Genomic DNA, 18,987 nt, shown 5'->3' with positions numbered 1-18,987 from the left:
CTCCAGCGCCACGCTATCGAAAGTGGTCAGTGCAAATACTCATGCTCTTCGTATGGTATTTTCCCACTCCAGTGCGGTGGGGGCATCTGCCCCGACGGGAACGGACTGAAGCTAACCATTCGGAATAGAACCTGTGATCAAGAAAGACCTCGCCCTGCAGTTGGCCCCCCGCGTCATCGACCTGGTTCGCGCCCGTTCGATGAAAGCCGGTGAGCCCTTGCGCGAGCAGACCTTTGCCCAAGCGCTCGGGGTGTCGCGCTCGCCGATTCGGCGGGTTTTTGCCTTGCTCGCCGAATGGGACCTTGCCATTCAAGAGCCCAATCGTGGCTACTTCCTCAAACAAGGTGCCGGGCAGATTCAGGAGGCCGCAGTGCCGTGCGCGAGCGATCCTTTCGAGGACTTTTACCTGCGTGTGGTCGATGACATTCTGGGCGGTGAAATACCTGCGCACTTTTTCGAAGCGCAGTTGTTGCGGCGTTACGAGGTGCCGCGGGGGCAGTTGCTCAAGGTGCTGAACCGGCTGGCCAGCGAAGCGATGGTGGAGCGTAAGCCGGGCCAAGGGTGGGGCCTCAAGGACTTCGTGCATAACACGCAGGCGCACATTCAAAGCTACCGTTTCCGGATGGCCATCGAACCGGCGGCGCTGCTTGAGCCGGGTTATCAGGTCAATCACGCCGCGTTTGCGCAGGCCAGGCAACAGCAACAGGCCCTGATCGACGGCGAGATCCAGACCCTGTCCCGCGCGCAACTGTTCCAGGTGGGCGCTCAGTTTCACGAAATGATCGTGCAGTGTTCCGGCAATGTTTTTTTCATCGACGCCATACGCCACCAGAATCAGCTCAGGCGCTTTATGGGCTACAAGGCCAACATCGATCGCACGCGTCTTAAGGCGCAATGCCAGGAACACATCCATTTGCTCGACCTCATCGAGTCTGATCGGCGTGAAGAAGCCGCACAGTTTCTCTGGCGCCACTTGGATCAAGTCGGTCGACTCAAGACTGATCAACGCGCAGTGCCAGAAGAAAGCCAAATCTAGAGCACGTCATTGGCGTAATGCCGTGCGTTTTAAGGCTTTTTGTAGGAGCGAGCTTGCTCGCGAAAAAATCACAGGCGCCGCGTTAAAACAGGAAACACGCGTTATCGTTGATGTTTTTCGCGAGCAAGCTCGCTCCTACAGAGGGCGCTATACGCTTAACTGCACGGCATTACGCCAGTGCCGCAGCTTCGCCATCCCCCGCCCGATAAAGGGCCAATCAGCCTAGCACAATTGTTTCTAATCGAAACACAATACAAAAAAATCACCAAACAGTTAATTTTTTCACTACATATTGTATTTCGTTACAACAATAGGCAATCATGCGCGCCGCTCGGACACGGATCCGCATCGAAATCGCACAGGGATGGTTGCCATGAACGAAAGGACGTTGGGTAGCGCAGCGGGAGTCTCAAACCTCCTGTTCGGGGGGTACAACACAGTGGTTGCCCTGCTAGGCGTGATGCTGGCCTATAAAGGCGGCGTGCTGATGGCCGCAGGCGGGTCACCCTATTACGCGATGATGGGCACCGCGCTGTTGTTATCGGCCATCCTCATGGGCCTGAAAAAGCCCCTCGGCCTCTACCTTTATGGCGCGGCCTCTGTGGCCACCTATGCCTGGGCGGTGTGGGAGTCTGGTTACGATGGCTGGGCCTATATTCCACGCCTGGCGTGGCTGGCGGTTCTCAGCGTGCCGTTCCTGGCGTTCTGGCCCGTGGTACGGCGTGATTTTGTCAACGCCAGAAAAAGTCATTACTTCACCATCATGGGTGTGCTGCCGCTGGTGATGGGGGCTACCATCCTGGTGCCGCTGTTCTTCCCGAAAAGCGTTCACCTTGCCGACTCGGCGCTCGCCACCACACGCCCCACCGCAACGTTCAGCCGCAGTACCGTGGCCTCTCCAGACGGCAATATTGCCGCGTCACACACCGAGACCAACTGGACCGCTTATGCAGGCTCCAACTTGGGCAACCACTATTCAGCCGCGTCGCAAATCACGCCTTCGAATGTGTCGGGCCTGGTCAAAGCCTGGGAATACCACCACGGCGACGTGAAGCAACCCGGTGAGAAAACCAAGTACTTGAACGAAGCCACGCCGATCAAGGTGGGTAACTCGCTCTACACCTGCACCCCCAAGCAAATCATCATTTCCCTGGATGCCACTACCGGGAAGGAGAACTGGCGATTCGACTCCAAAGTCGACCCGGACTACTTCGCCAATGGCGGTGCCTATTGCCGTGGTGTCTCTTATTTCGAAGTCCCCAATGCCAGTGGCTTGTGCGCCTCGCGCATCATTTGGGGCACCAATGATATTCGCCTCGGCGCGGTAGACGCCCTGACCGGCCAGGCGTGCCCCGACTTCGGCAACGCAGGTTTTGCGGATTTGAAAGACGGGCTGGGCACCTTCAGAAAAGGCTCGACCGGCATCACATCTGCCCCTCTGGTCATTCGCGGAGTGGTGATCACCGGTGGCCGAGTACTCGACTCGGATGTGCGCCCTGCCCCCTCGGGCGTGGTACGCGCCTACGATGCAGTGACCGGCAAACAGAAGTGGGCCTGGGATTTGGGCCGGCCAGACAGCAACGCCCCCGCGCGTGACAACGAGACCTACACCCTCAGCACCCCCAACTCGTGGGCACCGCTGTCGGCCGACGATGAACTGGGCCTGGTGTATGTCACCACCGGCAACGCAGCGGGCGATTTCTATGGCGGCACCCGCACAGAACAAGAAGACACGTTCAGCTCTTCTTTGGTCGCACTGGACGCCACCACCGGTAAGGTCCGCTGGCACTTCCAGACAGTCCACCATGATCTATGGGACTACGACCTGAGCCCGCAACCCAGCCTGATTGATTTTCCGACGGCTACCGGGCCACGCCCGGCCGTGATTCAGGCGACCAAATCCGGCCAGTTGTTCGTGCTTGACCGCGCCACCGGCGAACCGCTGGTAGATGTCGTGCAAGCTCCCGTTCCACAGGGCACCGCCCCGGGCGACTACACCGCAGCCACCCAACCACTGTCCCCCGATATGCCGAGCACCATGGGGCGCCCATCGAAAACACCGGAAGTACTGACCGAAGCCAACGCCTGGGGCCTGACGCCTTTCGATCAGATGCAATGTCGCCTCGAATTTCGCCAGGCACGCTACGAAGGAATCTTCACTCCGCCGGTCGTGGGCCAGCAAAGTCTGATCTTCCCCGGCCATCATGGCGGCTTGAACTGGGGCGGGGTGATGGTAGACCTCAAGCGAGGGCTGCTGATCATCAATAACCAGCGCCTCCCTTATATGCAGGGGCTGGTGCCTCGCGAAGAACTCGATGCCATCAATGCCAAGTCGTTCCAGGAGTCGCCGGGCAATGCCCAGGGCTTTCGCGTCCAGGCCGGTTTGCCTTACGGCGCGATTAAAGATCCGTGGATGTCATCCCTTGACCAGCCTTGCATTGCGCCGCCCTGGGGCTTTATCGCCGGTATCGACCTGCGCACTCGCGATGTCGTGTGGAGTCGCCCGTTCGGCACAGGCTATGACAGTGGACCTTGGGGGATCGCCTCCCGGATGCGCTTCGAAATCGGTACACCGAGTGATGCAACGGGCGTGACAACCGCCGGCGGCGTGACGTTCATCGGTGCCGCTATCGACCGGTTCATGCGGGCTTACAACAGCGAAACGGGCGAACTGCTCTGGGAAGAGCGCCTTCCGGCAGGCAATCAGGCGTCGCCCTTGACCTACATGAGCCAGGGTCGACAGTACGTCGTGGCGGTGGTTGGCGGTCATGACCGGATCCCAACCAAGTTGGGCGACAGCATCATCGCCTGGGCCTTGCCCGCGCAATAAATCGCGTGCTGTTTGAGAGGCTCGCTATGACCATATGGGTAGACATGTTCTATCCCGTAAGTCATGGCGTAGCGTCTGGCGTGATGCAGTTCTCATTACTTATTGCGGGAAGGTTACAAGTAACGACTATCACGGCTGCCCTTTAAACACGCTTCAACACTCACTTCTACGCAAGTTTTAAAGCGCCTGACTCTCAGCGCGCTCGCAGGCGATTGCGCCCGGCTTATTCACCCCGTGAGAAGCCAGCGCATCGATATATACGTTTTATACTTTATAAAATGGGACAGGAATTAATAATGCTCGAACTTTCTGATGGTTTGTATCTATTGGTGGGCGTCAGTTTTATCACTTCATTCATGACGGCTGCCATTGGTGTGGGCGGCGGGATTGGACTGCTGGCGGTCATGCCTCAATTTATCCCTATCTCTGCGGTCGTACCGGTTCACGGTTTGATTCAAATGGTCAGCAACGCCAGTCGATTCGCGTTTGACTTCAAAAGTGCAAAAGTGGAAATCCTGCCCAAATACGTAATAGGTTGCCTGGTCGGCGCCTTCATCGGCTACTTCTTCATCGGCAAATTCCCCGAGCAATACTTATCACTGATTCTCGGCGTCTTCATTCTGGCCATCACGTGGACCAAGATCGTCGCGCGCCTGGGTTTTATATTTAAAAACTTTGCCCTGGTGGGCTTCTTTCAAACTTTCCTTTCGCTGTTCGTGGCCGTAACCGGTTTGATATCGCAGCCCATCCTGATGAAGATGAATATTAATAAAAACGAAGTCATTGTCACCCACGCCATGCAAATGAGCGTACTGCACGGGCTCAAGGTCGCCGCCTTTGTGATTGCAGGTTTTGCGTTCATGGATTACGCCAACCTGATCATCATCATGATTACCGCCTCCACATTGGGTTCTTACCTGGGCGGCTTTCTCAGAGACCGTATATCGCAGCGTGTCGGCGCAATGCTGTTAAAGGCAGGGGTGACGTTTTTTGGTTTGAAGATGATCTTCGATCATTTTTTCAACCGCCTATAAAAAGTTCTTCCAATAAAACAAGGAGCGTGAAATGAGCACACGTAAGTTTGATTTTTTTGAGACCCAAGAAATCTCGAGCTTTCTGAAAGAGCATGGCTATTGCATCATCAAACCTCGAGACCACTCTCTGGAAGCCTTTAGAGAGGCCGCCGGAAAGTTCGGGCTGATTCAGTTTCATACCAAGTCCGATGAACATGGTGTGGTGGGCGGTGGCGAACCGATCAACAAGGACTGGCAACGGTTCAAGGATGATTATCATGGTGAACTGTCGAGCGATTTTTTCCCGCATACCGATGGATCATTCTTGAATGGCATCGCCTACGTCGAGGGCACGGCGAAAAAAATCACGCCCCCCAAGTTTGTCATTCTTCAGTGCGTTTCAAAGCCTGAATTTGGCGGCGACAACTTCCTGGTGGATGGGCAGAAAATCTACAACGACTTGCTTGCCAATAATACCGAGACGTTAAACATATTGATGACCAGCGGCAGTGTCACCTACTGCCGCGACGATTTGTTGTCCATCGATTGCGCCGTCTTCGAAAAGATCGACGACCAAAAGTTAAGAATTCGCTACCGGTACGACAGCACCGCGTTTATCCCCGAGTGGGCCAACGCTGCGTTCAAATACATCCAGACCCACTACTCCACCAACGAGCACTACATCACCCCTGTCAGCCTTGAGCCGGGGGATATTCTGGTGATGGATAACCTGCGGGTCCTCCATGCACGGCATAAGTTCGTCGATGGCAACCAGCAGAGAAAAGTCAGAAGGCTGTGGATCGCCGATGATACAAGCACCACATTCAAGAACATCCTGGATCAGTCACCGGTGCGCAGGGCCATGCTGCCCTTTCAGAACTACAATATCGCCCAGTCTGAAACGGCCGAACATTCGTTCATCGAGTACACCTGCGGCATCCACGCTCAATCGAGCCAGTCGTTGCTGAACGCGCATAAGCAATTCGATAGCGCACTTGAAGCGCTTTAAGTCCTTCAAGGCAACCTTCTTGCGGTGATTACACCCTTTCAGGTAACCCCCCAGTCATCAAAAAAGACTGGGGCGTTACTGATACTCAAGGCTTTCTGGGTTTGATTCGCGCCGTTGCTTCAGCCACCAACGGGTCATCCGGCCAGTAATGCTTGGGGTAGCGCCCCTTGAGATCCTTCTTCACCTCGGCGTAGGTACTGCGCCAGAAGTTCGCCAGATCCTGCGTGACCTGCACCGGCCGCCGCGCCGGGGACAGCAGGTGCAACTTCACGGCCAGGCGCCCGCCGGCAATGCGCGGGGTGTCTGCCAGCCCGAACAGTTCCTGCAAGCGCACCGCCAGAATCGGCGGCTGCTCGCTGTAGTCCAGGCGTACCGACGACCCCGACGGCACTTTCACATGCTGCGGCGCCAGTTCTTCCAGGCGTTGGGGCAAGGGCCAGGGCAGCAGGTTGTGCAAGTAGCTGGAAATATCCAGATTGGCGAAATGGCTGAGGCGCGAGACCTTGCCCAGGTAAGGCATCAGCCAATGCTCCAGGCTGGCCAGTAGGGCCTTGTCGCTGAGGTCGGGCCACTCGCTGGTGTTGCCGGTATCCAGTTGGCGCAGCAGCATCACACGGGCTTGCCACTGACGCAGCTCCGGCGTCCAGGGCAGCAGTTCCAGGCCTTTGCGGCGCACCAGGTTGACCAGCGCCTGGCTGCGAGCGGATTCGTCAAGGCCGGTCAGGGGCTCGCGGCTGAGCACCAGTTCACCGACTTTGCGCTGGCGCTCGGCGCGCAAGACGCCTTCGCGTTCGTCCCAGTCGAGTTGGTCGACGTTGCGCACTTGCTCGGCCAGCACCGTGTCGAACAGCGTCGGGTCAAAATCCGCCGCCAGGTAGATGCGTTCTTCGCGCTGGCCCTGGCGGCTGCCCAAATCGGCGATCACCAGCCAGGGTTGTTTCATCAGGCTGTCGGCTTCGGCAAACAGCGCTGCGCGGCCATTGGCCAGGCGATATTCAGCGCCACCGGGGCGGCGTTGCTGGGCGACGCGGTCCGGGTAGGCCAGTGCCAGCAAGGCGCCGAGCCAGCGCGGGTGGTCGGGATTGTCCACCGGCTGGGTCGCCTTGCCGCGCAGGTAGCCACGGTATTGCCGGGCCAGTTGCTTGGCGCGCTGCACGCCACCCTGGGTGCCGCGTGCACGCTCCTCGCCGGACATCAGCGCCAGGCGGCTGTGCAAGTCGGCGCCGCCGCCGCGCAGGATGTCGCGTTCGCCCAACAGGGCCGCCACGTCACAGGCGGTGGCGGCGAGCCCCAGGTCTTGCCCGCGTAGCAGTAGATGAGCGATACGTGGGTGCGCCGGCAACTCGGCCATTTTCTGACCATGGGCGGTGAGGTTTTCGTCGTTCAATGCGCCGAGGCGTTGCAACAAATCCTGAGCCTGGGCATAGGCGGCAGTCGGTGGGATGTCCAGCCACACCAACTGGCTGGGCGTCACGCCCCAACGGGCCAGTTGCAAGGCCAGCCCCGCCAGATCGGCGGCGAGGATTTCCGCGCTGCCATAAGCGGCCAGACCGTCATGCTGGTCTTCGGACCACAACCGATAACACACCCCCGGTTCCAGCCGCCCTGCCCGACCGGCGCGCTGGGTGGCGCTGGCGCGGGAGATGCGCTGGGTGTCGAGGCGCGTCATGCCACTGCCCGGGTCAAAGCGCGGCACCCGCGCCAGCCCGGCGTCGATCACCACGCGTACGCCGTTGATGGTCAGGCTGGTCTCGGCGATGTTAGTAGCCAGCACCACTTTGCGCTTGCCGGCCGGCGCCGGGTCGATGGCGGCGCGCTGGGCGTTGAGGTCCAGCTCACCGTGCAACGGGCATAACAGCACATCAGGGCGATCACCCAAGGCCTCGGCCAGTTGCTGGTTGACCCGGCGAATCTCCGCTTGCCCCGGCAGAAATACCAGCACACTGCCGGTCTCGTCATGCAGGGCCTCAAGGACAGTTTGCACCACGCGCGGCTCGATAAACTCCCCGGCCTGAAAGGGCCGCCCCCAGCGCATTTGCACCGGGAACATGCGCCCTTCACTGCGCAGGATCGGCGCGTCATCCAGCAAGCCCGCCAGGCGCTCGCCTTCGAGGGTGGCCGACATCAACAGGATCTTCAGCGGCTGCTCGTCGCGAAACAGCTCGCGCCCGTTAAGGCTCAGGGCCAGCGCCAGGTCGGCGTCGAGGCTGCGCTCGTGGAACTCGTCGAAAATCAACAGGCCCACGCCGTCCAGCGCCGGGTCGTCCTGCAGGCGACGGGTGAGGATGCCTTCGGTCACCACCTCGATACGCGTGTTGGGGCCGACTTTGCTGTCCAGGCGAATGCGGTAGCCCACGGTCTCACCGACCTTTTCACCCAGCTCACTGGCCAACCGCTCGGCAGCAGCACGCGCGGCCAGGCGCCGGGGTTCGAGCATCAGGATGGTTTGCCCGGCGAGCCACGGTTCATTCAACAAAGCCAAGGGCACGCGGGTAGTCTTACCGGCACCGGGCGGCGCTTCCAGCACGGCTTCATGGCGATGCGCCAAGGCGTCACGCAGGGCGGGTAAAACATCATCGATCGGCAACGAATTCATACTGGCTCCAAAGCAGAGCGGCGAGTATAACGGCGAACTGCCGAGTGCCGATGCGGGTCTTAAAAACACCCACGCTTTGCACTGTGAATGCAGTCGAAGGTGGGAGCTGGCTTGCCTGCGATAGCGGTGTGACAGTTGCCGCTGTATTTCCTGAACCGTCGCAATCGCAGGCAAGCCAGCTCCCACATTGGATCATCGGCGTCTGGCCGATCTGGCTTATAGTCACCCTTAAACATGTTCAGGAGACTTTTTCATGCGTATCGCTTCTCGCGTCATCGGCGGTGTCCTCGCCGTTACCCTGCTGAGCCAACTCACCGCCTGCGGCTCGATTTTCTACCCCGACCGCCGTGGTCAGATCGACGGCAAGATCGATCCGGCCATTGCCGTGCTTGATGCCGTCGGCCTGCTGTTCTACGTAATCCCCGGCCTGATCGCGTTTGGGGTCGACTTCGCCACCGGCGCCATCTATTACGAACCGGGCAAGACCGCCCAGGTCGCGCCGGAGAAACTGCACGAAGCCATCGGCGCCGACGGCAAGGTCGACAATGCCAAGCTGCAAAGCATCATTGAGAAGGAAACCGGCCGCACCTTGCCGCTGGACGACCCGCGCCTGATCCAGTTCAAGGGCAGCGTGCAGCAACTTGCGTCCCTGGGCCTGCAACCCGCCGCGTAAGGACAGCTCATGACCAGCAGCCCCGAACACGCCCGGCTCTTGCGCCTGGCCACCCGCGCCTCAGTGGCCGTGGCCTGTGTGCTGATTATCACCAAGGCCATCGCCTGGTGGCTCAGCGGCTCGGTGAGTATGCTCGCCGGGCTGACCGACTCGTTGCTCGACGGTGTGACGTCGTTGCTGAATCTGCTGGCCGTGCATTACGCCTTGCGCCCGGCCGATGACGATCACCGTTATGGGCATGGCAAGGCAGAGTCGCTGGCGGGTATGGCCCAAGCCTTGTTTATCGCCGGCAGTGCGGTGCTGATTGCGCTCCAGGCCTATGAACGGCTCAAGCATCCGGAGCCGGTCGGCGCGCCGTGGCTGAGCATTGGCGTGATTGTGTTGTCGCTGGCACTGACCGTGGCCTTGCTGGTGCTGCAACACCGCGTGGTGCGCGAGACCGGCTCCAACGCGGTGCGCGCCGACTCGCTGCATTACCGCTCAGACTTGCTGCTCAATGGCAGCATCCTGATTGCGCTGGTGTTGGCCGGTTTTGGCTTTCATCAGGTCGATGCCTGGTTTGGCCTGGGTATCGCCGCCTACATTCTGTGGAGCGCGATCCAGATCGCCCGGGAAAGCTTTGCGGTGTTGATGGACGAAGAGCTACCGCCGGATGTCAGCCAGCACATGCTGGAACTGGCCCGTGGCGTACCCGGCGTGCTGGGGGCCCACGACTTGCGCACGCGGGTTTCCGGCAACCACTGGTTTGTGCAGTTGCACCTGGAGTTGCCGGGCGAGTTGACGCTGTCGGTGGCCCACGGCATCAGCGACCAGGCCGCCGATGCCATTCACCGGGAATACCCGAAGGCCGAAGTGCTGGTGCACGCCGACCCGCGGGAAGTGGTCACCGGCAATAAAACCTAGTACTGCACCTGATACCCACGACTGCCCAGGCAGTTGCCCTGAGCCTGGCGATAGGTTTGTACTACCGCAGGGTCCGGGGCGTAGGTGACGGTGCGCGGGTCGAAGCCACTTTGTTGCACCGCCCACCGATAACAGTCGTAGCCGTCCTGCTGCACCTGGGCCGGGGATTGGCCGTTGGCCGGGTATGCCACTACGTCATAACCGTTGCCTTGCGGCGCTGGCTGGGGTGATGGCACTTGCGCCGGCGGCTGCACCACCACGTATTGCTGGGTGCTTTGCTCATAGGCGTAATACGCGCCAGCGGCGAGGAACAACAGTGAGCCCCCGACCCACACTTCACGCGCGTAGTCGGGCAGGTAATGCACGCGGATGCCATAGGGCGGCGTCACCACCACGTAGCGCGGGCCTTGGGGGCGATACCAGTAGCCGCCGGAGAAGAAGTAGTCCTGGCCACGGTAAGGCACGCGGTAATTGCGGTCCGGGAAACGGTCGATGACATAACCAGGGCGATGCTGCGGGCCCGGGCCCCAGCCATTGCCATGCCCGTCGGGGCGTCCTGGCCAGCGATTATCACCGGGGCGATCGTAACCCGGACGCGAGCCGGGGCCGCCGGCCTCCCAATGCCTGTTGTCATCGGCGCGTCTGGGAATATCACGGTAATAACCCTGGCGCGGCTCCTGGGTCTGGCGCACGGTATCGGGCCGGCCCTGGATCGGCAGGTTATTGGAAGTTTGCGGCGCAGGTCGCCCCGGCTCATGGCCTTGAGGCCGACCTTGCCATTGGCCACCCTCGTGCTGGCCGCCACGTTCACCCTGCGGGTTTGGTGGGCGTGGCTGATTGTGCTCAGGCCGTTGCCCCTGGCCCGGTGAGTTATCGCGTTCGTCGGCCATCGCCTGGGAGCCGATGCTGACCACCAGCAAACCAACACCTGCCATACGCCAGATGCTCTTCATGCTTTTCCTCACTGCGGATTGGGGCTTGATCATGAGACTGGAAAAGCCTCGCCCGGTTCTGAGACAGGTTATCAGTCACGAGAACTATTTTCTGAAGGCAACGCGCACAAAGAAAAAGGGGTGACCCGTCGGCCACCCCTTGAGAATCTCGTCCGTGCTCAACGCTTTTGACGTTGGCTCACCTCACGCCGTCTTGTGGACAGTGTGCAGCCTGGAGGCCGGCTCAACCCTGCTGGGGCGGCGGCCGCAACGGGCCTGATTGGGCGCGTTGCTGTGGACTGTTGTCCAGGCGGTGATTCTGTTGGTAATCATAGGCGTGCCGAGCGGGCAGATGATTGCGAAGATTGCGTCAATAAACAGTGCTTGCGCAATTTTTAACCCTTCATGGATAATTCACCGCAATAGTTACGACAAAGGCTAACCCAATGAGCAAGCTTGACCGATACGACCTGAGTATTCTGGCGGAATTGCAGCGCGACGCGAGGATCTCCAACCAGGAGCTGGCCGAACGCATCGGCCTGTCGCCTTCGCCCTGCTCGCGCCGGGTCAAGCAATTGGAAGACGACGGCTATATCGCCCGCCAGGTCGCCTTGCTGGATCGCAAGATGCTCGGCCTGAGCCTTACAGCCTATGTGCTGATCGGCATGGACCGTCACACACCGGAGCGCTTCGAGAATTTCGAAGCCGCCATCCGCACCCTGCCGCAAGTGCTGGAATGCAGTTTGGTGACCGGCATGGATGCGGACTATCAGTTGAAGGTGGTGGTGCCGGACATGGACCATTATCAGAAACTGCTGCTGGGCCATCTGACCCGCATTGAAGGGGTGACCAGCGTGCGTTCCAGCTTCGTGCTGAATCAGGTGCTCAACAGCACCGAACTGCCCCTGACCCACCTGCGCACCTGAGAACAACGATGTTCAACTGTAGGAGCGAGCTTGCTCGCGAAAAACGTTAACGATAACGCGTGCCCCTTGAATGAACGCGGCGTCTGTGAATTTTTCGCGAGCAAGCTCGCTCCTACAATGGCATCAGGCCCCCCACATTTGGATTGTGCTTCGACTCAGGTCAATGTTGCGTCTGTAACGCTGTCGTATACTGCTCGCTTGTCTTGCCGGAAGAGCCCCATGAACAACATCGACCCCGCCCTCTTTGAAGAATGGATGATGACCGGCCTGGTCACCCTCCTGATTATTTTCATGGGCTTTATCGTTTGGGACCTGGCAAAGAAATCCAAGGCCGGGCGCTTTGGTTCGTTCATCCTGTTTTTCGTACTGGGCCTGGGTGTGGCCGCGTTCATCATCAAGAGCGTAGTGATCGGCCTGATTGAATCCGGCGCCTTATAAGCGCGCCGGTACTGCTTTCCATTGGCCTTGATCCAGGCCGTCGATAGACCAGTCACCAATGCGTACACGCACCAGGCGCAGCGTCGGCAGGCCCACCGCTGCGGTCATACGCCGTACCTGACGGTTGCGCCCTTCGCGAATCACCAATTCCAGCCAATGGGTGGGCACGCTTTTGCGAAAGCGTACCGGCGGGTTGCGCGGCCATAACGCCGGCTCATCCAGCAGCCGGGCCTCGGCAGGCAAGGTCATGCCGTCGTTCAGTTCGACGCCATCGCGCAGGCGTTGCAGCTGTTCTTCAGTCGGTTCGCCTTCCACCTGCACCCAGTAGGTTTTCGCCAGCTTGTGCTTGGGATCGGCGATGCGCGCCTGGAGCTGACCGTCGTTGGTCAACAGCAGCAAGCCCTCACTGTCACGGTCCAGGCGCCCGGCGGGGTAGATGCCCGGAATATCGATAAAATCCTTGAGGGTCGCGCGCCCGCCTTCGTCGCTGAACTGGGTCAGCACATCGAACGGCTTGTTGAACAGGATCAGCTTCGGCTCGGCCGGTGGCGCCTTGGCAACGCGGCGAGCGGCAGAGTGCGAAGGTTTCACGCCTGGGCGGCGCGAATCGGGACGGGTAGGACGGGACATGGCAAAGGAACATCTAACGGTCAGGACCGACAATGCTAGTGGCCTGACCGCCAAATGACCATCCCAACCGCTTAGCGGAACGGCGGTTCGTCGAAGCTGCGCAGTTTGCGCGAGTGCAACGAATTGAGTTCGGTGCGCAACAGGTCGACCGCCTCAATGCCGATTTTCAAGTGCTGGCTGACCGCACGCTCATAGAACGCGTTGGCCGAACCCGGCAGCTTGATCTCGCTGTGCAGCGGCTTGTCGGATACGCATAACAAGGTGCCGTAAGGCACGCGCAAACGGTAACCCTGGGCGGCGATGGTGCCGCTTTCCATGTCCACGGCCACGGCGCGAGACAGGTTGATCAGCGGCCGCTCCTGGGCCCAGCGCAGCTCCCAGTTACGGTCGTCGTAGGTCAGCACGGTACCGGTGCGCAGGCGTTTTTTCAGCTCTTCGCCTTTTTCGCCGGTGACTTTCGCCGCCGCTTGCTGAAGCGCCAGCTGCACTTCGGCCAGGGCCGGGATCGGGATGTTCGGCGGTACCACACGGTCCAGAATCCCGTCGCGGCGCATATAGGCGTGAGCCAGTACGTAGTCGCCGATGGTCTGGGATTGGCGCAGGCCGCCGCAGTGGCCGATCATCAGCCAGCAATGCGGGCGCAACACGGCCAGGTGGTCGGTGATGTTCTTGGCGTTGGAGGGGCCCACGCCGATGTTCACCAGGGTCACGCCATGGCCGTCACTGGCTTGCAGGTGATACGCCGGCATCTGGTAGCGGTGCCACACCACACCTGCAGCAATGGCCGAGGCTTCGCCGTGGTCCATGCTCTTGTCGATCACCACGTTGCCCGGCAGCACCATGCGGATAAACCGCGGGTCGCTGCGCAATTGTTCCAGGCCGTGCAGGATGAACTGGTCCACGTAGCGGTGGTAGTTGGTCAGCAGGATCCACGGCTGCACATGGCGCCAATCGCTGCCGGTGTAATGCACCAGGCGGCGCAGGGAAAAGTCCACGCGCGCCGCGTCGAACAGGGCCAGGGGCAGCGGGTCGGTGTTTTCCCAGTCATACAGGCCGTCGGCAATGCCGTCGGTGGCGGCGGACAGGTCGGTACTGGGGAATACGCGGGCCAGGGTCGCGGCGGTGACGCCGGAGCCGGCCAGTTCATCGCCCTGCTCCACCACGTACGGGTAGGGAATGTTCTGCTGGCTGACGCCCACTTCCACCGTGACGGTAAAGTCGTGCATCAGCGGCACCAACTGCTCCAGCAGGTACTTACGAAACGCGCCGGGATGGGTGACGGTGACGCTGTAGGTACCGGGCAACTGCACCTTGGCATACGCACGGGTGGTCTGTGGGACTTCGCCGTGGCAGTGGTAGGTCAGGCGCAGTTCCGGGTAGCGAAACAGTGCGCGTTGAGCGGCGTCGGGTTCGACGCGGTCCTTGAGGTATTGCTTAAGGGCTTGATTGAGCGCGCCGGTGGCTTGCTCATGCAGAGCCGCCAGCCGGTCCACGGCTTCTTCGGCGGTTTTAACGACAACAAAAGCTTCGGTCACGGTAAGCATCCTGTGTTCTGGACTTGCAGGCCTTTATCTTGCCTGTATCCCGGCCTCACCGAAACACCAGAAATGGAATGCGTTTATAGGTGGGAGCTGGCTTGCCTGCGATAGCGGTCTATCCGCTACATAATTGCTGGTTGGACCACCGCTATCGCAGGCAAGCCAGCTCCCACATTTGATTGTGTTTATTCAGAGGGATTGCGGGGTTGAGCGGGCGACAATTGCTTCCACGTCGACGCCACGCGGCAGGGTGCCGTATACCCGCCCCGACGACTCACCCAACCGGCTGGCGATAAACCCGTCACTGACCGCCGCATTGCCCGCCTCCAACAGCAACTTGGCCTGCAACGCCACGGCAATATCCTCGGTCAGTTGCCGCGCCCGATACTGGATGTCCTGGGTATCCATAAACGCCGACTTCAGTTGCTCGATCTGCCGCGCCAGCTGCTTGTCGCCATGACCATCCCCCAGCTCCACAAACAGCACCTCCAGCACGCCCGGCTCTTTGGACAACGCACGCAGCACGTCCAGGCATTGCACATTGCCGGAGCCTTCCCACGTCGAGTTCACCGGCGCCTCACGGTAAAGACGCGGCAGGATGCTGTCTTCCACATACCCGGCCCCGCCCATGCATTCGGCAGCTTCGTTGATCATCGCCGGCGCACGCTTGCAGATCCAATACTTGCCCACCGCCGTGACCAGCCGGGCGAACTTGGCTTCCTGTTCATCATCAAGATGATCCAGCGCGCGCCCCATGCGCAGGCTCAAGGCCAGGGCCGCTTCGCTCTCCAATGCCAGGTCGGCCAGCACGTTCTGCATCAGCGGCTGCTGGTTGAGCACGCGGCCACCGACCAGGCGGTGGGCGCAGTGATGGCTGGCCTGGGTCAGTGCCTGGCGCATCAAGGCGCTGGAGCCGACCATGCAATCGAAGCGGGTCATGGCAACCATCTCGATGATGGTCGGCACACCGCGGCCTTCTTCACCGACCATCCAGGCCAGGGCGCCGCGAAACTCCACTTCGCTGGACGCGTTGGAGCAGTTGCCGAGTTTGTTCTTCAAGCGCTGGATATAGAACTCGTTGCGCGTGTCGTCCGGTCGGTGCCGGGGCAGCAGGAAACAGGTCAGGCCCTTGTCGGTCTGGGCCAGGGTCAGAAAGCCGTCGCACATCGGCGCCGAGCAGAACCACTTGTGGCCCACCAGCTCATAGGCCTGGCCGGGCCCACCGGCGCCCACCGGATAAGCGCGGGTGGTGTTGGCCCGCACATCGGTGCCACCTTGCTTCTCGGTCATGGCCATGCCGATGGTGGCGCCGGCCTTGTGGGCAATGCCGACGTTGCGTGGGTCATATTGGGTAGCGAGGATTTTCGGCAACCAGCGATCTGCCAGGTCCGGTTGCAGACGCAGGGCCGGGACGCAGGCGAAGGTCATGGTCAGCGGGCAACCGGTGCCGGCCTCGGCCTGGCTGTGCAGGTAGGTCATTGCCGCACGGGCCACATGGGCGCCGGACTGCGGATGCGCCCAGGGCAGCGACGGCAGGCCATGCTCGACGGCGGTGCGCATCAGTTCGTGATAAGCCGGATGAAACTCCACCAGGTCGATGCGATGGCCATAGCGGTCATGGCTGCTGAACACCGGCTTGTTCTGGTTGGCCAGGAACCCGGCTTCCATCAACGGCCCACCAGCCAGCGCGCCGTAGGCATCAATTCGCGCTTGGGCCCAGCCGGCGCCAAAGCGGCGTGACCATTCCTGCAAAGGCAAGTCGATGCGATACAGGTTGGTGCCGTCCAGGGACGGTGGCTGATTGGTGACGTCGTGGGTTTCGGCAAACTGATGCAGGTTCATGACGGGCCTCCTGGAAAAAGGCCACGTGAAAGAGGGGCCTTGAATTCAGTTAAGCACCGACCTCACGCTTAAAACAGTGGCATACCCGCCGAATGCCCGGCGCTTTCGCCCTCACCCAAGCGCAACACGCGGCGCTCCAGTACCGCCTGCAAGGCTTCGAATCGTACGGGCTTGGCCAGACGATCGGTCATGCCGATGCCATGGCAGCGTTCACGCTCTGGTCCATCACTTGAGCCACTCAAGGCGATCACCGGCAACTCGCCGCAGTCGGGCAATGCACGAATCTGACAGCACAACGAGAAGCCGCCCTCGGGCACGTCGAGCAGCACGGCATCGAAGCTATTGCCTTGTAATGCCGCCAGTGCCGCCGGGCCGCTATCCACGGTTTTCACCCGGTAGCCGAGTTTGAGCAACATGCCTCGCACCGCCAACTGGCCGACGCTGTTGTCGTCCACCAGCAACACCGTGCAATCCTGGGGCGCACGTTGCCTGAGCTGGTTTTGCCCGTTCGGCCTGGCCTGCGCAGGCACCGCGCGGACGTCGAGCTCCAACTGGAAACGGCTGCCCTTGCGCGGTTCCGAATGATGGGTCAGGCGCCCACCCAGCAGCTCGATCAACTGCCGGCAAATCGCCAAACCAATGCCCAGGCCGCCGTACTCGCGGGTCATCGAGCCATCCAGCTGGAAGAAGCGCTGGTACAGCGTGGCCTCGTCGAGAAAGGCAAAGCCGATACCGGTGTCGGTGACAATAAAGCTCAGGTGCAATGCATCCTCCCCTTCGGGTACCCCGACCACGCGCAAGCGCACAGCGCCGAGTTGGGTAAATTTGAAGGCATTGTCCAGCAGGCAATCCAGGCACTGGAGCAGTTTGTCGGCATCGCCGATCAGCCGGTCCGGCAACTCATCGGCAACATCAATGGAAAACGCCAGGCCCTTGCTCTGCGCGCTGGGAGTGAACTGCTGGCGCAAGGTGTCGAGCACACTGCGCAGGCTGAACGCTTGCGGCTGGGCAGTCATGCGACCGGCCTGCAACTCGGTCAGGGTGAGGATACCGTTGACCATGCGCATCATGTCCCGCGCCGAGCCCGCGGCGGTTTGCTGGTACTGCGCCAGGTCCTCGCCCAACGGCACGGTCTGCATCAGTTCCAGGGAACCAATTACTCCGTTCATCGGCGTGCGCAGTTCGTGGGTCAGGGTGGCGAGAAATTCATCTTTGAGGCGGTTGCTGCGGGCCAGTTGCTGGTTGAGCGCTTCGAGCTTCTGGCTGGCGTCAAGGAGGATCTGCGCCTGCTGTTCGCGCATACCGTTAATGCGGTCGGCCAGGGCCAGGGACAGCAGCGCCACTTCAATGGCCGAGCCGATCTGGCTGGCGTACATGGTCAGGAACACGTTGGGCAGGTAGCCCAGCACCATCAGCGTATTGACCACCCCACCCAGCAGGAATGCCGACCAGGCAATAATGAAGTAGCGCGCCATGCGCTGCCCGCAGTACCAGGCCTTGATCGCGGCGACAAAGATGGTCACGGTAAACACCAGGGCCAGGCCGGTGGCCAGGCGCAGGGCCACGGCGTAGCTGGTCAATAGCGCCAGCGCCATCACCACGCCGCCGCAGGCCGCCAGCGCCAGCAGGATCCGGTCGATCCAACGGCTGTGCTGCGCGGTATGCAGGAAGCTGCGGGCAAACAGGCTGCCGAACAATGCCGCCGAACCGATCAGGAACGGCACCGCCGCATTCGCCCACCACGGGTTGTCGGGCCAGAAGTACTGCACCGCGACGCCATTGACCGACAGCTGGTACAAGCCGAACGATGCAATATAGAGAATGTAATAGAGGTAGCTGGTGTCGCGCACGCTGAGGTAAATGAACAGGTTGTAGATCAGCATACCCAGCAACACACCATAAATAGCCCCGAGCACATACAAGCGCAGCGGTTGCTCTTCCAGGTACGCCGTGCCCGCCCACAGCGTCAACGGCGCCTGGATCGAGCCTTGGCTTTGCAAGCGCAGGTAGACGGTTTGTTGCTGGTCGGGCAGGAAGTTGAGCTTGAACAGGTAATTGCTCTGGCTCACCTCACGGCTGGAAAACGGCAAGGCGCTGCCGGTGCGGGCGCTCAGGCGGTAGTGCCCGGTGCCGTCGCTCTGGTACAGGTCCAGGCGATTGAGCGGCGGGTAAGCCAGCTCCAGAAACCAGGTGCGCGGTGCGCGGGCGTCCTGGGCGGTGTAATGCAGGTCGACCTTGAGCCAGAACACCGAGCGCGAATAGCCGGCGTTGAGGGTGGTTTTGTCATGGGTCTTGAACTGGGCGGCGTAGGCGGGGGAACTGACATCGGCGATGGTGAGGGCGTCGGTTGGATCTTCAAGCACTTGCATGACCCGGCCCAACGGCAGGCTTCGCGTGTCCTGGTTGAACTCGACGGCGCCGGCGAGCAAGGGTAGCCCGCACAATATAAAGATCAGCAAATAGCGCATAGAGCCCCAGCGTGGCCTGTCCGGTTATGTCAAAAGCCCCCCATCCTTTTGAGAAGACGTACACCGGCGATACAGTAAGTTGTTTGAATGCACTTTAGCATAGCCATTAGAGGCCATTGGACACCATTGAACTATTTTTTTGAAAGGCTCTAA

Annotated in this window: 14 protein-coding genes; 8 read left to right on the top strand and 6 right to left on the bottom strand. The window is 60.6% G+C overall.

Annotation, left to right across the window (positions count from 1 at the left end; translation table 11 throughout):
* Window positions 1–133: 133 nt before the first annotated feature.
* The 4 genes from JFT63_RS15615 to JFT63_RS15600 all read left to right on the top strand — a co-directional run bounded on the left by JFT63_RS15615 (window position 134) and on the right by JFT63_RS15600 (window position 5,888).
* A complete protein-coding gene (locus JFT63_RS15615) occupies window positions 134–1,036 on the top strand; it encodes a GntR family transcriptional regulator (protein WP_057703234.1) in 903 nt (300 codons plus the stop codon).
* A 373-nt stretch (window positions 1,037–1,409) separates the two neighbouring features.
* Entirely contained in the window at window positions 1,410–3,866 is a 2,457-nt protein-coding gene (locus tag JFT63_RS15610; RefSeq protein WP_198844259.1) for a membrane-bound PQQ-dependent dehydrogenase, glucose/quinate/shikimate family, read from the top strand.
* A gap of 296 nt (window positions 3,867–4,162) precedes the next feature.
* Window positions 4,163–4,900, top strand: a complete 738-nt coding sequence (locus JFT63_RS15605) for a TSUP family transporter (protein WP_198844258.1) — start codon at window positions 4,163–4,165, stop codon at window positions 4,898–4,900.
* A gap of 31 nt (window positions 4,901–4,931) precedes the next feature.
* Window positions 4,932–5,888, top strand: coding sequence for a TauD/TfdA family dioxygenase (locus JFT63_RS15600; RefSeq protein WP_198706950.1), 957 nt, complete (start codon window positions 4,932–4,934; stop codon window positions 5,886–5,888).
* Between the two features lie 85 nt (window positions 5,889–5,973).
* On the opposite strand, the gene hrpB is transcribed toward JFT63_RS15600, so the two are convergent.
* Window positions 5,974–8,484, bottom strand: a complete 2,511-nt coding sequence (hrpB, locus tag JFT63_RS15595) for an ATP-dependent helicase HrpB (protein ID WP_198844257.1) — start codon at window positions 8,482–8,484, stop codon at window positions 5,974–5,976.
* 253 nt (window positions 8,485–8,737) lie between these two features.
* Between hrpB and JFT63_RS15590 the strand changes: the two genes are divergently transcribed.
* Window positions 8,738–9,157, top strand: coding sequence for a hypothetical protein (locus JFT63_RS15590; RefSeq protein WP_057703230.1), 420 nt, complete (start codon window positions 8,738–8,740; stop codon window positions 9,155–9,157).
* A gap of 9 nt (window positions 9,158–9,166) precedes the next feature.
* On the top strand, window positions 9,167–10,060 hold the full coding sequence (locus JFT63_RS15585) for a cation diffusion facilitator family transporter (RefSeq protein ID WP_057703229.1): 894 nt from the start codon (window positions 9,167–9,169) through the stop codon (window positions 10,058–10,060).
* Here the strand turns inward: JFT63_RS15585 and JFT63_RS15580 are convergent.
* Entirely contained in the window at window positions 10,057–11,013 is a 957-nt protein-coding gene (locus JFT63_RS15580) for a DUF6515 family protein (protein ID WP_198844256.1), read from the bottom strand. The two genes, JFT63_RS15585 and JFT63_RS15580, sit on opposite strands and share 4 nt — an antisense overlap.
* Before the next feature lie 425 nt (window positions 11,014–11,438).
* Here JFT63_RS15580 and JFT63_RS15575 point away from each other — a divergent pair, with 425 nt between their 5' ends.
* Window positions 11,439–11,918, top strand: coding sequence for an Lrp/AsnC family transcriptional regulator (locus JFT63_RS15575; RefSeq protein ID WP_003194418.1), 480 nt, complete (start codon window positions 11,439–11,441; stop codon window positions 11,916–11,918).
* A 228-nt stretch (window positions 11,919–12,146) separates the two neighbouring features.
* On the top strand, window positions 12,147–12,356 hold the full coding sequence (locus tag JFT63_RS15570) for a DUF2788 domain-containing protein (protein WP_025858220.1): 210 nt from the start codon (window positions 12,147–12,149) through the stop codon (window positions 12,354–12,356).
* Here JFT63_RS15570 and JFT63_RS15565 read toward each other — a convergent pair.
* The 4 genes from JFT63_RS15565 to JFT63_RS15550 form a co-directional block, all read right to left on the bottom strand.
* The gene (locus tag JFT63_RS15565; protein ID WP_057703227.1) at window positions 12,351–12,986 is read right to left on the bottom strand and encodes a pseudouridine synthase; all 636 of its coding nucleotides are present in this window, start codon (window positions 12,984–12,986) and stop codon (window positions 12,351–12,353) included. The two genes, JFT63_RS15570 and JFT63_RS15565, sit on opposite strands and share 6 nt — an antisense overlap.
* A 71-nt stretch (window positions 12,987–13,057) precedes the next feature.
* On the bottom strand, window positions 13,058–14,530 hold the full coding sequence (gene amn, locus JFT63_RS15560; RefSeq protein WP_167346940.1) for an AMP nucleosidase: 1,473 nt from the start codon (window positions 14,528–14,530) through the stop codon (window positions 13,058–13,060).
* A gap of 183 nt (window positions 14,531–14,713) precedes the next feature.
* Window positions 14,714–16,366 carry an acyl-CoA dehydrogenase family protein gene (locus tag JFT63_RS15555; RefSeq protein ID WP_198844255.1) on the bottom strand — a complete coding sequence of 551 codons (1,653 nt, stop codon included), beginning with the start codon at window positions 16,364–16,366 and terminating at the stop codon, window positions 14,714–14,716.
* A 68-nt stretch (window positions 16,367–16,434) separates the two neighbouring features.
* Window positions 16,435–18,834: a hybrid sensor histidine kinase/response regulator gene (locus tag JFT63_RS15550; protein WP_198844254.1), complete on the bottom strand. Its 2,400-nt coding sequence runs from the start codon at window positions 18,832–18,834 to the stop codon at window positions 16,435–16,437.
* Window positions 18,835–18,987: the final 153 nt, after the last annotated feature.

Source organism: Pseudomonas sp. MF7453 (assembly GCF_016405455.1).
Classification (GTDB): Bacteria; Pseudomonadota; Gammaproteobacteria; order Pseudomonadales; family Pseudomonadaceae; genus Aquipseudomonas; species Aquipseudomonas paralactis.
Note: the sequence above shows the minus strand (reverse complement) of the source record. Positions and strands in the feature narration are given on the sequence as shown.